We start from the raw sequence: 14,070 nt of genomic DNA on the forward strand, positions 1-14,070 counted from the left end.
GGCCCACGAAAACGCACTGCTGGTCAAAACTCCCCCTCGCTTTCCATCGCTCCGCCGGGAGAGCCGGCAGACACGACAGAGGCATCAGTCGACGACGACCAACGGTCTCGTGTTCCCCCACGAACGTTGATCGTTCTGTACAGATCAAAGCTAACAGCGCTCGTCTGAGGGAAACTGCTCAAGCGGGCAAATTTGATCCAAATCTGAGCCTTCGAAATTCCCGGCCCGCTGCCCGCTTCGACAACTGCCGTGTACGCCCGGCAGCCGGACATGGAACGGGGCCTGAGGCACCTGATCGGTGCTTCAGACCCCGAAAGGCTGGATCCGTTGTCAGCGGCGGTGCTGCGAGTCCGCCACCGTCACCTCGACGCGCTGGAACTCCTTGAGGTCGCTGTAGCCCGTGGTCGCCATCGCCCGGCGCAGCGCGCCGAAGATGTTCATCGAGCCGTCGGGGGTGTGCGAAGGACCGGTGAGGACCTCCTCCGTCGTCCCGACCGAACCGAGGTCGACCAGCTTGCCGCGCGGCACGTCCTCGTGGACGGCCTCCATGCCCCAGTGGCGGCCCCGGCCCGGCGCGTCCGTCGCGCGGGCGAGCGGGGAGCCCATCATCACGGCGTCCGCACCGCAGGCGATGGCCTTCGGCAGGTCGCCGGACCAGCCGACGCCGCCGTCCGCGATCACGTGCACATAGCGGCCGCCGGACTCGTCCATGTAGTCACGGCGGGCGCCGGCCACATCGGCGACGGCGGTGGCCATCGGGACCTGGATGCCGAAGACGTTGCGCGTGGTGTGCGCGGCGCCGCCGCCGAAGCCGACGAGGACACCGGCCGCGCCCGTACGCATCAGGTGCAGGGCGGCGGTGTACGTGGCACAGCCGCCGACGATCACCGGGACGTCCAGCTCGTAGATGAACTGCTTGAGGTTGAGCGGCTCGGCCGCCCCCGAGACGTGCTCGGCGGAGACCGTGGTCCCCCGGATGACGAAGATGTCGACACCCGCGTCGACGACCGCCTTGGAGAACTGGGCGGTGCGCTGCGGGGAGAGCGCGGCAGCGGTGACGACGCCGGAGTCGCGCACCTCCTTGATGCGCTGCCCGATCAGCTCCTCCTGGATGGGGGCGGAGTAGATCTCCTGGAGCCGGCGGGTCGCGGACTCGACGGGCATCTGCGCGATCTCGTCGAGCAGCGGCTGCGGGTCGGCGTGCCGGGTCCAGAGGCCTTCCAGGTTGAGCACGCCGAGGCCGCCGAGCTCACCGATGCGGATGGCGTGCTGCGGGGAGACGACGGAGTCCATGGGGGCGGCCAGGAACGGCAGCTCGAAGCGGTAGGCGTCGATCTGCCAGGCGATCGAGACCTCCTTCGGGTCGCGGGTCCGGCGGCTCGGGACGACGGCGATGTCGTCGAATGCGTATGCCCGGCGGCCGCGCTTGCCGCGCCCGATCTCGATCTCAGTCACGATGGTGTGGCCTTTCCCTCTACGTCTGCGCTGTCCAGTATCCCCGACACACGGATGAGGGGCGGTACCGGGAACTCCGGTCCGCCCCTCACCTGCGCTGTCGCGTTACTTCCTGCTGTAGTTCGGTGCTTCGACCGTCATCTGGATGTCGTGCGGGTGGCTCTCCTTGAGGCCCGCCGAGGTGATCCGCACGAAGCGGCCCTTGCTCTCCATCTCGTCGACGGAGGCGGCGCCCACGTACCCCATCGTCTGGCGGAGGCCGCCGACGAGCTGGTGCAGGACGTTGGCCAGCGGGCCCCGGTAGGGCACCTGGCCCTCGATGCCCTCGGGGACGAGCTTGTCGTCGGAGGAGACCTCGGCCTGGAAGTAGCGGTCCTTCGAGTACGAACGGCCCTGGCCGCGGGACTGCATCGCGCCCAGCGAGCCCATGCCGCGGTACGACTTGAACTGCTTGCCGTTGATGAAGAGCAGCTCGCCCGGGGACTCCTCGCAGCCCGCGAGGAGCGAGCCCAGCATCACGCTGTCGGCACCGGCGGCGAGCGCCTTGCCGATGTCGCCCGAGTACTGCAGGCCGCCGTCGCCGATGACCGGGACGCCTGCCGCACGGGCGGCGAGCGCGGCCTCGTAGATCGCGGTGACCTGCGGGACGCCGATGCCGGCGACCACGCGGGTGGTGCAGATCGAGCCGGGGCCGACGCCGACCTTGACGCCGTCCACGCCGGCGTCGACGAGGGCCTGGGCGCCGTCGCGGGTCGCGACGTTGCCGCCGATGACGTCCACGTTCACGGCCGACTTGATCTTCGCCATCCAGTTGAGGGCGTTGCTGTTGTGGCCGTGCGAGGTGTCGACGATCAGGAAGTCGACCCCGGCCTCGGCCAGCGCCTGGGCGCGGTCGAGCGCCTCCGGGCTGGCGCCGACGGCCGCGCCGACGAGCAGCCGGCCCTCGGCGTCCTTGGCCGCGTTCGGGTACTGCTCGGCCTTCTTGAAGTCCTTGACCGTGATCAGGCCCTTGAGGATGCCCGCCTCGTCGACCAGCGGAAGCTTCTCGATCTTGTGGCGGCGCAGCAGCTCCATGGCGTCCACGCCGGAGATGCCGACCCGGCCGGTGACCAGCGGCATCGGGGTCATGACCTCGCGCACCTGGCGCGTACGGTCCGACTCGAAGGCCATGTCGCGGTTGGTGACGATGCCGAGCAGCTTGCCCGCCGGGTCGGTGACCGGGACGCCGCTGATGCGGAACTTGGCGCAGAGCGCGTCGGCCTCGGCGAGCGTGGCGTCCGGGCCGACCGTGATCGGGTCGGTGACCATGCCGGACTCGGACCGCTTCACCAGGTCGACCTGGTTGACCTGGTCCTCGACCGAGAGGTTGCGGTGCAGCACGCCGACGCCGCCCTGGCGGGCCATGGCGATGGCCATGCGGGCCTCGGTCACCTTGTCCATCGCGGCGGAGAGCAGCGGGATGTTCACCCGGACGTTGCGCGAGATGAGCGTCGAGGTGTCGACCGCGTTGGGCAGCACTTCAGATGCGCCCGGCAGCAGCAGCACGTCGTCGTATGTCAGCCCGAGCGTCGCGAATTTCTCGGGCACTCCGTCGACGTTTGCAGTCATGACACCTTCCCCAAATGGCCTTGATCGGTGCGGATGTCCATGCTAACGGCCTCCGGGGGTGTCTCATTCCACGGGCAAGATCACCTGGAGGTTCTGTAGCTTCCTACGGCGGCGGCCCGTGGCCCCGGGGCCCGCTTCACTGCTCCGCGAGGGCGCGCAGCCGGCTGAGCGCGCGGTGCTGCGCGACCCGGACGGCGCCCGGTGACATCCCGAGCATCTGCCCGGTCTCCTCGGCGGTCAGGCCGACCGCGACCCGCAGGACCAGCAGCTCGCGCTGGTTCTCCGGGAGGTTGGCGAGGAGCTTCTTGGCCCAGGCCGCGTCGCTGCTGAGCAGCGCGCGCTCCTCGGGCCCGAGGGAGTCGTCCGGCCGCTCCGGCATCTCGTCGGAGGGGACGGCGGTCGATCCCGGGTGCCGCATCGCGGCCCGCTGGAGATCGGCCACCTTGTGGCCGGCGATGGCGAAGACGAAGGCCTCGAAGGGTCTGCCCGTGTCCTTGTACCGCGGCAGCGCCATCAGCACCGCGACACAGACCTCCTGCGCCAGGTCCTCCACGAAGTGGCGGGCATCACCGGGCAACCGGTTCAGCCGGGACCTGCAGTAGCGCAGCGCGAGGGGGTGGACATGAGCCAGCAGATCGTGAGTGGCCTGCGCGTCGCCCTCGACGGCGCGGTGCACCAGAGCACCGATCACCGTCGTTCCGTCGTCGCGCATCGGACCATGGTGCCCCGGCGCCGCGTCATCCGTGGCACCGCGTCCGTAGTTGTGCACCGAAGCGTTATGAGCGGGTGCGCCGGAAGTCATGTCCTGCGCCCTCCCCTTCCGCTCGACCGAATCGTTCCCGAGGAACTCCACATCTCAAGGATGCGGCATCGGCCGGGAAGCGTCACATGCCGCCGGGGCGGCGGGGTCTTCGAGGACCATGGGCGGGGTGCGGCTCGCGCCGCACCCCCGCCCGGGCCGCAGGCCACGACCGGTCCTCAGCGGACCAGGCCCCAGCGGAAGCCGAGCGCCACGGCGTGGGCCCGGTCCGAGGCACCGAGCTTCTTGAACAGCCGCCGGGCGTGCGTCTTCACCGTGTCCTCGGAGAGGAAGAGCTCGCGGCCGATCTCCGCGTTGGAGCGGCCGTGGCTCATCCCTTCGAGCACCTGGATCTCACGCGCCGTGAGCGTGGGCGCCGCACCCATCTCGGCCGACCGCAGCCGGCGCGGGGCGAGCCGCCACGTCGGGTCGGCCAGCGCCTGGGTGACGGTCGCCCGGAGCTCCGCCCGGGAGGCGTCCTTGTGCAGATATCCGCGGGCCCCGGCGGCGACCGCGAGCGCGACACCGTCCAGGTCCTCGGCGACGGTCAGCATGATGATCCTGGCCCCCGGGTCCGCGGAGAGCAGCCGACGGACGGTCTCCACACCACCCAGGCCGGGCATGCGTACGTCCATCAGAATCAGATCCGAACGGTCGGCACCCCAGCGGCGGAGGACTTCCTCGCCGTTGGCCGCCGTCGTCACACGCTCGACGCCGGGCACGGTCGCGACCGCGCGACGGAGCGCTTCTCGGGCAAGCGGGGAGTCGTCGCAGACGAGGACGGATGTCATGACCGCCCTCCGCAGCTGATGCGCGTCACCTTGAGCCTCCAGGCTGTTACAAGTCGTCACCTGTGCGGTTGACGCTCTCGGACATCTGCCCGATCGCTCTTTCTGCCAACCGCCTCTGCACTCTCAACGATGGTCACTCGAAAGAGTTACGGGCCGAACGACCGAGTTCGGCACTCTATGTGAGGGGGCGTGCACGGAGGAGAGCGCCACGGTTCGTCCAGCCGTCAACCGGAACTTCTGATGACCCCATGCCCCATTTAGCGGGTTTTCTTCCCTTTTGCTGGTGTCTGTGGCTAGATTCGCAATCAGTCATATTTACATCTACTAACACCGTAGATGTACGGTCATGAGCACGGTCACCGACACAGCATGGTTTCGAGGGGACAAGCAATGGCAGATTTCTCCCGCCTTCCCGGACCCAACGCCGATCTGTGGGACTGGCAGCTGCTGGCGGCCTGCCGCGGGGTCGACAGCTCTCTGTTCTTCCATCCCGAGGGGGAACGCGGAGCCGCCCGGAGCGCCCGCGAGACCTCCGCCAAGGAGGTCTGCATGCGGTGCCCGGTACGCGCCGAGTGCGCCGCGCACGCACTGGCGGTCCGCGAGCCCTACGGCGTGTGGGGCGGACTGACCGAGGACGAGCGCGAGGAGCTCATGGGACGGGCCCGCAACCGCCTGATCACGGCGGCGGCGCCCTCGGGCCCCACCACGTCCGGACACAGCTGACCGACAGCACCGCACGCGCCGACACAGAAACGTTTCTTCAGCCCACCGCACCCCTGCAAGCCATCCCGGACATCCCATCCCGGGCATCCCATCCCGGGCCCGGGTCACCGGCGGACGCCTCAGCGGGCGGCCGCCAGGGACAGCTGGTCCAGGGTGGCCGCCACGGCCGGGACCCTCGCCAGATCGGGCAGGGTGAGCGCGACGATCTCGCGCTCGATGGCCGGCCGCACCGCCACCGTCCTGGCCCCTCGGGGGCGTACCGACTCGATCGCCAGCGCCGGCAGCACGGCCACCCCCAGACCCGCCCCGACCAGGCCGATCACGGCCGGGTAGTCGTCGGTGGCGAAATCGATCCGGGGGGTGAAGCCGGACTCCTCGCAGACCTCGACCAGCTGCCGCCGGCAGCGCGGGCAGCCGGCGATCCACGACTCGCCCGCGAGTTCCGCGATGCCCACCTCGGCCCGGTCGGCCAGCCCGTGCCCCTCGGGGACCAGGCCGATCAGCCGGTCGGTGAGCAGGGGGCGCACCACCAGGTCGTCCCACTCGGCGCCCGGCGCCCCGTACCGGAACGCGAGCGCGATGTCGCAGTCGCCGTCCCGAAGCATCTCCACGGAGCGGGGCGGTTCGGCCTCGACCAGGGAGACCCGGGTGCCGGGGTGGGCGGCCCGCAGCGCCGCGAGGGCGCCCGGGACCAGGCTGGAGCTGCCGCTCGGGAACGAGACCAGCCGTACCCGGCCCGCCCGCAGCCCGGCGATCGCGGCGACCTCCTCCTCGGCGGCGGTGAGCCCGGCGAGGATGCCCGACGCATGGCGCACGAGCGCCTCGCCGGCCTGGGTCAGCCGCATCTCGCGTCCCGTACGGATGAGCAGCGTCGTGCCCGCCGAGGACTCCAGGGCCTTCATCTGCTGGCTGACGGCAGGCTGGGTGCAGCCCAGCTCGCGGGCGGCGGCGGAGAAGGAGCCGGTGCCGGCCACGGCTCGCAGGACACGGAGATGACGGGCTTCGATCACCCCTTGAATATAAGGGAATCTTGGAGAAGGTGCGAATTATTCGTGTGCGACTTTGGGGTCGGGGCCGTTACCGTGCAGGCATGACTGCGATGAGACTGCTGACCGTGAACACCGGCCGGCCCGTGGCCGCGCCCCACACCGACTCCCCGGGCGGCGTGACCGGGATCGACAAGCACCCGGTCGACGGTCCGGTGTACGTCACCGACCCCGGGCCCGAGGGCACCGGCGGCAGCGGTCTGGCCGGTGACGCGGTCTGCGACCTGCGTTTCCACGGCGGCTCCCACCAGGCGGTGTACGCCTTCGCCCGCGAGGAACTGGACCGCTGGGAACAGGAGCTGGGGCGCCCCCTGCGCAACGGCACCTTCGGCGAGAACCTCACCACCACCGGCCTCGACGTCAGCAGGGCGCTGATCGGCGAGCGCTGGCGGGTCGGTCCCGATCTGCTCCTGGAGGTCACGTCGGGCCGCATCCCGTGCCGTACGTTCGCGGGCCATCTCGACGAGAAGGGCTGGGTCAGGCGGTTCACGCAGGCGGCCCTGCCCGGCGCCTATTTCCGGGTGCTCGCACCGGGTTCGATCACGGCCGGTGACCCGGTGGAGATCGTGCACCGGCCGGACCACGGGGTGACGGTGGAGCTCCAGTTCAAGGCGGTGACGACCCGGCGGGACCTGCTGCCGCTGCTGCTCCCGGCCGAGGAGGCACTGCACCCCATTCCGCTGGCCAAGGCCCGGGAGTACGCGGCCAGGCAGGCAGCGGTGTGAGGGCTGCGAGGCGAGCAGGGGCGTGGCACTAACGTGCCGCGTATGACGACTGCACTGATTACGGGAGCGACGGCGGGCATCGGGGCCGCCTTCGCCCGGCGGCTCGCCGCCGACGGGCACAACCTGGTCCTGGTGGCCCGCGACACCGAGCGGCTCCGGGAGCAGGCCACCGAACTGCATGACCGGCACGGCATCGAGGCGGAGGTGCTGACCGCAGACCTGTCCCGGGACGAGGGGATCGCCGCGGTCGAGGAGCGGCTCGGCGACCGTCTGCAGCCGGTCGACCTGCTGGTCAACAACGCCGGGTTCGGCAACAAGGGCCGCTATCTGGACGTCCCCATGGCGGACGAGCTGGCGATGCTGAAGGTGCACTGCGAGGCGGTGCTGCGGCTGACGTCGGCGGCTGCGGCGGGGATGCGGGAGCGCGGCCGGGGCGGGATCGTCAATGTCGCCTCGGTGGCGGCGTTCGTGCCGCGCGGCACGTACGGGGCGTCCAAGGCGTGGGTGGTGCAGTTCAGCCAGGGCGCGGCGAAGGACCTGGCCGGGTCGGGGGTGCGGCTGATGGCGCTCTGTCCGGGCTTCGTCCGTACGGAGTTCCACCAGCGGGCGGGGATGGGCACGGGGAACATCCCGGGCTGGATGTGGCTCGACGCCGACAAGCTGGTGGCCGCGGCCCTGGCGGACCTGGCGCGCGGCAGGTCGGTGTCGGTGCCGGACCCTCGGTACAAGGCGCTGATGGGCCTGGTGAAGCTGACGCCGCGCGGCCTGCTCGGAGGGGTCACCTCCAAGACAGGCCGCAGGTACGGGCCTCAGTGAGCGTTCGGTCAGCGCACTCCGGGACCCGCGTAGGCGCCGATGTTGGGGGCGCCGGGCCTGAGGCGGTTGCCGAAGTAGTCCTTGCCGCCGTTGTCCGCGACGACGGCTCCGGCGGCGAGGGCGGGCGAGCCCGCGCCGAGCCGGAAGTCGTCGCGGAGCTTCGGGTCGGCGGTGATGCCGCCGGGGTTCGGGCGGGTCATGTCGATGCCGTGGAAGGCGTTGTGGTCGAAGGCGAGCCCCGGCGTCGGGTTCTTGAAGGCGTAGCCGCCGGTGCCCTCGCTGACGAAGACGTTGTTGCGGATGGCCAGTTCGTGCTGGGTGGTCCCGGGGCTGCCGGCGTCGTCCTGGACGAGGTAGCCGGGGATCTGCGTCGTGTTGCGGAAGGTGTTGTTGTAGATCTGTGTGCCGAGGATGGGGCCCCAGCAGTTCTGGATCAGCCGGGCGCCGTCGTCGCGGCTGACGTTGTAGCGGGCGACGGTGCCGAGGGTCTTCGCCCCGCTGTACGGGCAGATCAGCAGGAAGCCGCCCTTGTTGTCGTGGCTGTAGTTGTACTGGAAGACGGTGTTCTGCGAGGCGCCGTCGGCGTCGAAGGACATGCCGTCGTGGGTGTTGCCGCCGCCGGAGACCTCGTTGTACTCGACGGTCGTGTCGTCGGTGTTGAAGGTCCAGATGCCCGCGTTGGCGGAGGGCGAGCGGAGCTGGAAGCCGTCGACCCGGTTGTGGTCGACGCGGGCGCCGCTGGTGGTGTCGAGCTTCATGCCGTCGCCCGCCAGGGACTTCAGCGTGTTGTGGTGGATGCGGATGCCGGTGCTGGGGGTCCACTCGCCCGGGTAGACGTCCGGGTCCTGCTGCTCGCCGACCAGATCGCGCTTGGAGAAGGTCGACTTGAAGTAGATGCCCTCGCGGTCGACGTCCTCGATGAGGTTGTTCCCGATGTCCAGGCCGTCGTACCAGCTGGCCTTCGCCGTGCCCTCGACGGCGATGTGCAGGGCGCTGGAGCCGGAGACGGTCTTGTAGTCGCCGCCGCGCACGTCATGGATGTACAGGCCGCTGATGTCGAAGCCCCGGGCGACGCCGTAGTCGGTGAGGAGCAGACGTACGCCGTTGCGCTCGCTGCCCGGGTCGGCGGCGTTGATGATCTCCAGGGCGCCGAGGTGCACGTACTGCGTGTTGGCGAGCAGGACCGCGTCGTGGGCGCCCGCGCCGTCGATCCTGGCGCGGGCCGGGCCGCCGCCGTAGTCGGCGATGGTGAACGGCGCGCGGGCGCTGCCCTCGCCCCGGGGGGCGAGGGTGCCGGTGCAGGTGGCGCCGCGCTTGAGGAGCAGCCGGTCGCCGGGGCCGTAGGTGTGCGCGTTGGCCTCGGCGAGGGTGGTCCAGGGGTGCTGTCTGCTGCCGTCGGCGCCCTGCGGGCCGGCGGAGCAGTCGACGTGGAAGGTGTGGCCGGCGGGTGCCGCCTGCGCGGCGCCCGGTCCTGCGAGGGTCAGACCGGCGGCGGCGGTCAGGGCCGCGAGCGCCGCGGCTGTGACGCGATGTCTCACAATTCCTCCGTACGAACAGTCGGGTTCGGGACGGGCCGGGAACGGCCGGATCGGCATCGCCGGGAATCCTGGACGCGGATTGATCGAACGTCAATGGATTGCGTTTGAATGATCGAAACTCCCATCGTTCGATCACGTTGGTCTAGGGTCTTTCGGGTCGGACACCGGCTCCGGCACCGGCCGGGCCGAGGGCCGGGCCACACACTGCGAGGGGACTGCCGCCGTGCGCGAAAGTGCTGCTGAACGTCATGACCGCCTGCTCGGGCTGGTACGGGACCGGGGCTCGGCCCGGGTCTCCGACCTGGCGTCGCAGCTGGGGGTCTCGCCCGTCACGGTGCGCCGGGACGTCGAGGACCTGGCGGGCCGGGGGCTGCTCGACCGGGTCCACGGCTCGGTGTCCTGGCCGCAGGACGCCACGCCCGCGGCGGCGCCGGCGGGCCCGGGCGGCGGCCGGGTCCTCGGCATGCTCGCACCCTCGGCGACCTACTACTTCGCCGAGGTCATCCGGGGCGCCCACGAGGCCGCCGCCCGGGCCGGCGCCCGGCTGATCCTGCGGATCTCGGACTACCGTCCGCAGGAGGACCAGGCCCGCACCGAAGGACTGCTCGCGGCGGGTGCCGAGGGACTGCTGGTCGCGCCCGGCTGGCAGCACCCGGGCGACCCCTCCGCGTTCGGCGACTGGATCGCCTCGCTGCCCGTGCCCACGGTCCTGCTGGAGCGCAGGCCCACCGCCGGATCGCCGCTGGACGGCCTGGACCGGGTCTGCTCGGACCATGCGCACGGGGTCCTGCTGGCCGTGCGCCACCTGGTGGGGCTGGGGCACGGGGCGCCCCTGCTGATGGCCCGCGCGGACTCCCCGACCGCGCTCGCGGTGCGCTCCGGGTACGCCGAGGCGCTGACCGCGCTCGGGCTGCGCGCCCCGCAGGACGTGATCGACTCCGTACCGGCCGACCAGGCACCGGAGGCGTTCGAGCAGGCCGTGCGGGAGATGCGCGAGGCGGTCGTCTCGGGGGTGGCCACGGCCGCGCTGATCCACAACGACGTGGACGCGATCCAGGTGGTGCAGCGCCTGGCGGAGCTGGGGGTGCGGGTGCCGGAGGACCTGGCGCTGATCGCGTACGACGACGAGGTGGCGGCCCTCGCGGACACCCCGCTGACCGCCGTGGCCCCGCCCAAGCGCGAGGTGGGCCGCCATGCGACGGAGCTGCTGGTGGAGCGGCTGGGCGAGGAGACCGGGGCACCCCGGCGGCATCTGACGCTGCTGCCGCAGCTGCGGGTGCGGGAGTCCTGCGGAGCGCCGCTCCCGTAGGACGTCTTCACGGGCTTCCGTCGCGCTTCCGCCCGGCTTCCGTACGCAACTCTTCTGATCTTTTTTCGATCGATCGCTCTTTCGCTCTTGACTTCGGTCACGGCTGGTCCAAGGATCACGGCCAACGCCAATGTCGCCGCCTGTTCAGGAGCCTCGCTGTGAGCCGCAGTTCGAGCAGAACCTCTCTCGCCGTCGTCGGCGCCGCCACCGCCCTCGCCGTTCTCACGGCCTGTGGCGGCAGCGGTGACGACACGTCCACCGCCGGAAGCGACGGCAAGCCCGTCAGCATCACCTTCTGGGGCTGGGCCAAGGGGTCCAAGGAGGTCGTTGACGCGTTCAACGCCTCGCACAAGGACATCAAGGTCGTCTACGAGGAGATACCGTCCGGCAACGCCGGCGGCTACGCCAAGATCTCCAACGCCGTGAAGGCGGGCAACGCCCCCGACCTCGTCTCGATCGAGTACCCGCAGCTCCCCGAGTACGTCAGCCAGGGCGCGCTCCAGGACATCGGCCCGTACTTCACCGAGGACATCAGGAAGAAGCTGCTGCCGCAGGCGGTGGAGCTGACGACGCTCGGCGGCAAGAACTGGGCCGTCCCCTTCGATGCCTCGCCGCAGTCCTTCTACTACCGCAAGGACCTGTTCGAGAAGTACGGCGTCGAGGTCCCCAAGACCTGGGCCGACTTCCGCAAGGCCGCCGAGAAGATCAAGAAGGCCGACAAGAAGGCCCGCATCGGCACGTTCTTCCCGGACGACCCCACCACCTTCCAGGCGATGGCCTGGCAGGCCGGCGCCCAGTGGTACAAGCCCGAGGGCGACACCTGGAAGGTGAACACCACCGACGCGGGCACCACCAAGGTCGCCGACTACTGGCAGGGCCTGCTCGACGACGACCTGATCCGCGCCAACGCCTCCTTCAGCCCCGAGTGGACCAACTCCCTCAAGAACGGCGGCACCGTCGGCTACCTCGGCGCGGCCTGGGGCGCCGGTGTCCTCAAGGGCACCCTGCCCGAGCAGAGCGGCAAATGGGCCGTCGCCCCGATGCCCAGCTGGGACGGGAAGCCCGCCAGCGGGATGCTCGGCGGCTCCACCTTCGCGGTGACGAAGACCAGCAAGAAGGCCAAGGCTGCGGTCGAGTTCGCCACCTGGATGTCGACCACCGAGGACGGCATCAAGGCCCGCATCGAGTCCGGCACGTCGAGCGCGTTCCCGGCGGCGGCGTCCCTGCGCCCGGTCGCCAAGAAGGCGTTCGACGCGGACTTCTACGGCGGCCAGGACATCTACCAGGTCTTCGAGGACGCCGCGACATCCATCGGCCCGAACTGGAGCTGGGGCCCGACCACCGGCACCACCAACACCACGATGAAGGACCAGTTCGGCAAGGTGGCCGGCGGCGGCACCACGGTGAAGGAGGCCGTGCAGGCAGGGCACGACGCCACCGTCGCCGAGCTGAAGAAGCGCGGTCTGAAGGTCGAGGACGCAGGCTGATGAAGCGCGCCCGGACGACCAGAGCCGCCGCCATCCTGCTGGGGCCCTTCTTCGTACTGTTCACGCTGGCCATGGTGCTGCCGATCGGATACGCGGTCTGGCTCAGCCTGTTCACGGAGAAGCAGTCCGGCCTGGGCTTCGGCGGCACCGAGTCCGTGTTCAGCGGACTCGACAACTACACGGCGGCCCTGGGCGACCGGGCGTTCCGCGAGGGCTTCGGCGTACTCCTCGGATACTGCCTGTTCTACATTCCGCTCCTGCTCGTCGGAGCCCTCGCCCTCGCGCTGCTGCTGGACTCCACGCTGGCCCGCGCCCGCCGCTTCTTCCAGCTCGCGCTGTTCCTGCCGCACGCCGTGCCCGGCATCATCGCCGCGCTGATCTGGGTGTATCTCTACACCCCGCAGCTCAGCCCCGTGGTCAGCGCCATGGAGTCCGGCGGCATCGGCTTCGACTTCTTCTCCCCCGACGGCGCCCTGCCCTCCGTCGTCAACATCGCGCTGTGGGAGTGGCTCGGCTACAACATGGTGATCTTCTACGCCGCGTTGCAGGCCATCGACCGGTCCGTGCTCGAAGCGGCCACGGTCGACGGGGCGGGCGCCTGGCGGGTCGCGATCGCCATCAAGGTCCCGCTGATCCGCGCCTCGGTCGTGATGGTCGCGCTGTTCACCGTCATCGGCTCGCTCCAGCTCTTCACCGAACCACTGATCCTCAACAAGGGGACCGGCTCCGCCGTCTCCTCCACCTGGACGCCGAACATGTACGCGTACACCGCGGCCTTCGAACGCAACGACTACGGCCTCGCCGCAGCCGCCTCCATCCTGCTGGCGCTCACCGCCGCCCTGCTGTCCTTCGTCGTCACCCGCTTCACCGGCCGGAAGGGAAAGAAAGCATGAGTTCCCCCGCCTCCCGCGGCCGCTGGATGTCGAAGACCGCGGTCAACGGCTTCCTGCTGCTCGCCGTCGTCTACATGCTCTTCCCGCTCGTCTGGCTGGTCACCGCCGCGACCAAGGACACCGGCGGGCTGCTCGCCGGCAACGCGTTCTCCTTCGACGGCTTCAACCTCGGCGAGAACCTGTCGAACCTGGCCTCCTACGGCGACGGCATCTACTTCCGCTGGTACCTCAACAGCCTCGGCTACGCGGGCGGCGGGGCGCTCGTCTGCTCGCTGATCTGCGTCGCCGCGGGTTACGCCTTCGACAAGTACACCTTCCGGGGCAAGGACCAGCTGTTCGGCCTGGTGCTGATGGGCGTGCTCGTCCCCACCACCGCGCTGGCCCTGCCGATGTATCTGCTGGCATCCAAGGTCGGCCTGGTCAACACCTACTGGTCGGTGCTGATCCCGGTGCTGGTCAACCCCTTCGGCGTGTACCTCGCGCGGGTCTTCTGCGCGGGCTACATACCGAACGAGGCGCTGGAGGCGGCCCGTATCGACGGGGCCGGCGAGCTGCGCACCTTCTGGTCCGTGGGTCTGCCCATGGTCATGCCGGGCTTCGTGACCGTCTTCCTCTTCCAGTTCACCGCGATCTGGAACAACTTCTTCCTCCCCCTCGTGATGCTCTCGGACCGCAAGCTCTTCCCGCTGAGCCTCGGTCTGTACTCCTGGAACACCAACACCCACGGCGAGCCGAGCTTCTACCCCCTCGTCGTCACCGGCTCCCTCCTCGCCGTCATCCCGCTGATCGTCGCCTTCGTCTCCCTGCAGCGGCACTGGAAGGCGGGCCTGACCGCAGGAAGCGTCAAGTGACCCCCCACGCGAGCCTTGAGGAGTACGAG

The 14,070-nt window shown here is 70.2% G+C and carries 13 protein-coding genes; 7 read left to right on the forward strand and 6 right to left on the reverse strand.

Annotation, left to right across the window (positions count from 1 at the left end; genetic code table 11):
• Window positions 1-330: 330 nt before the first annotated feature.
• From RLT58_RS13945 to RLT58_RS13960, 4 genes are all read right to left on the reverse strand, one after another.
• A complete protein-coding gene (locus RLT58_RS13945; RefSeq protein WP_024490221.1) occupies window positions 331-1,455 on the reverse strand; it encodes a GuaB3 family IMP dehydrogenase-related protein in 1,125 nt (374 codons plus the stop codon).
• A 105-nt stretch (window positions 1,456-1,560) separates the two neighbouring features.
• Window positions 1,561-3,063 (reverse strand): IMP dehydrogenase, encoded by a 1,503-nt coding sequence (gene guaB / locus RLT58_RS13950; protein ID WP_311310727.1) that lies wholly within the window; start codon window positions 3,061-3,063, stop codon window positions 1,561-1,563.
• 136 nt (window positions 3,064-3,199) lie between these two features.
• Window positions 3,200-3,775, reverse strand: coding sequence for a sigma-70 family RNA polymerase sigma factor (locus RLT58_RS13955; RefSeq protein WP_018101160.1), 576 nt, complete (start codon window positions 3,773-3,775; stop codon window positions 3,200-3,202).
• A 266-nt stretch (window positions 3,776-4,041) separates the two neighbouring features.
• A complete protein-coding gene (locus RLT58_RS13960) occupies window positions 4,042-4,653 on the reverse strand; it encodes a response regulator transcription factor (protein ID WP_003948568.1) in 612 nt (203 codons plus the stop codon).
• A 390-nt stretch (window positions 4,654-5,043) separates the two neighbouring features.
• Between RLT58_RS13960 and RLT58_RS13965 the strand changes: the two genes are divergently transcribed.
• Window positions 5,044-5,376 (forward strand): WhiB family transcriptional regulator, encoded by a 333-nt coding sequence (locus RLT58_RS13965; protein WP_311310728.1) that lies wholly within the window; start codon window positions 5,044-5,046, stop codon window positions 5,374-5,376.
• Window positions 5,377-5,495: 119 nt separating this feature from the next.
• Here the strand turns inward: RLT58_RS13965 and RLT58_RS13970 are convergent, their stop codons facing one another.
• The gene (locus tag RLT58_RS13970; protein ID WP_311310729.1) at window positions 5,496-6,386 is read right to left on the reverse strand and encodes a LysR family transcriptional regulator; all 891 of its coding nucleotides are present in this window, start codon (window positions 6,384-6,386) and stop codon (window positions 5,496-5,498) included.
• A gap of 89 nt (window positions 6,387-6,475) precedes the next feature.
• Here RLT58_RS13970 and RLT58_RS13975 point away from each other — a divergent pair, with 89 nt between their 5' ends.
• Together RLT58_RS13975 and RLT58_RS13980 are read left to right on the forward strand one after the other, a co-directional pair.
• Window positions 6,476-7,147, forward strand: a complete 672-nt coding sequence (locus RLT58_RS13975) for an MOSC domain-containing protein (protein ID WP_311314514.1) — start codon at window positions 6,476-6,478, stop codon at window positions 7,145-7,147.
• Window positions 7,148-7,189: 42 nt separating this feature from the next.
• Complete coding sequence (locus RLT58_RS13980; protein WP_311310730.1) at window positions 7,190-7,963, forward strand: SDR family NAD(P)-dependent oxidoreductase; 774 nt, start codon at window positions 7,190-7,192, stop codon at window positions 7,961-7,963.
• A gap of 8 nt (window positions 7,964-7,971) precedes the next feature.
• On the opposite strand, the gene RLT58_RS13985 is transcribed toward RLT58_RS13980, so the two are convergent.
• Window positions 7,972-9,501 (reverse strand): right-handed parallel beta-helix repeat-containing protein, encoded by a 1,530-nt coding sequence (locus RLT58_RS13985; RefSeq protein WP_311310731.1) that lies wholly within the window; start codon window positions 9,499-9,501, stop codon window positions 7,972-7,974.
• A gap of 223 nt (window positions 9,502-9,724) precedes the next feature.
• On the opposite strand from RLT58_RS13985, the gene RLT58_RS13990 reads away from it, so the two are divergent.
• The 4 genes from RLT58_RS13990 (at window position 9,725) to RLT58_RS14005 (ending at window position 14,041) form a co-directional block, all read left to right on the forward strand.
• Window positions 9,725-10,810 carry a substrate-binding domain-containing protein gene (locus RLT58_RS13990; protein ID WP_311310732.1) on the forward strand — a complete coding sequence of 362 codons (1,086 nt, stop codon included), beginning with the start codon at window positions 9,725-9,727 and terminating at the stop codon, window positions 10,808-10,810.
• 158 nt (window positions 10,811-10,968) lie between these two features.
• Window positions 10,969-12,297 carry an ABC transporter substrate-binding protein gene (locus RLT58_RS13995; RefSeq protein WP_311310733.1) on the forward strand — a complete coding sequence of 443 codons (1,329 nt, stop codon included), beginning with the start codon at window positions 10,969-10,971 and terminating at the stop codon, window positions 12,295-12,297.
• Window positions 12,297-13,190 carry a carbohydrate ABC transporter permease gene (locus tag RLT58_RS14000; RefSeq protein WP_311310734.1) on the forward strand — a complete coding sequence of 298 codons (894 nt, stop codon included), beginning with the start codon at window positions 12,297-12,299 and terminating at the stop codon, window positions 13,188-13,190. Before RLT58_RS13995 ends, RLT58_RS14000 begins: the two co-directional genes overlap by 1 nt.
• Entirely contained in the window at window positions 13,187-14,041 is an 855-nt protein-coding gene (locus RLT58_RS14005; RefSeq protein ID WP_311310735.1) for a carbohydrate ABC transporter permease, read from the forward strand. The genes RLT58_RS14000 and RLT58_RS14005 overlap by 4 nt, the downstream gene beginning before the upstream one ends.
• Window positions 14,042-14,070: the final 29 nt, after the last annotated feature.

This window comes from Streptomyces sp. ITFR-16 (genome assembly GCF_031844705.1).
Lineage (GTDB): Bacteria > Actinomycetota > Actinomycetes > Streptomycetales > Streptomycetaceae > Streptomyces.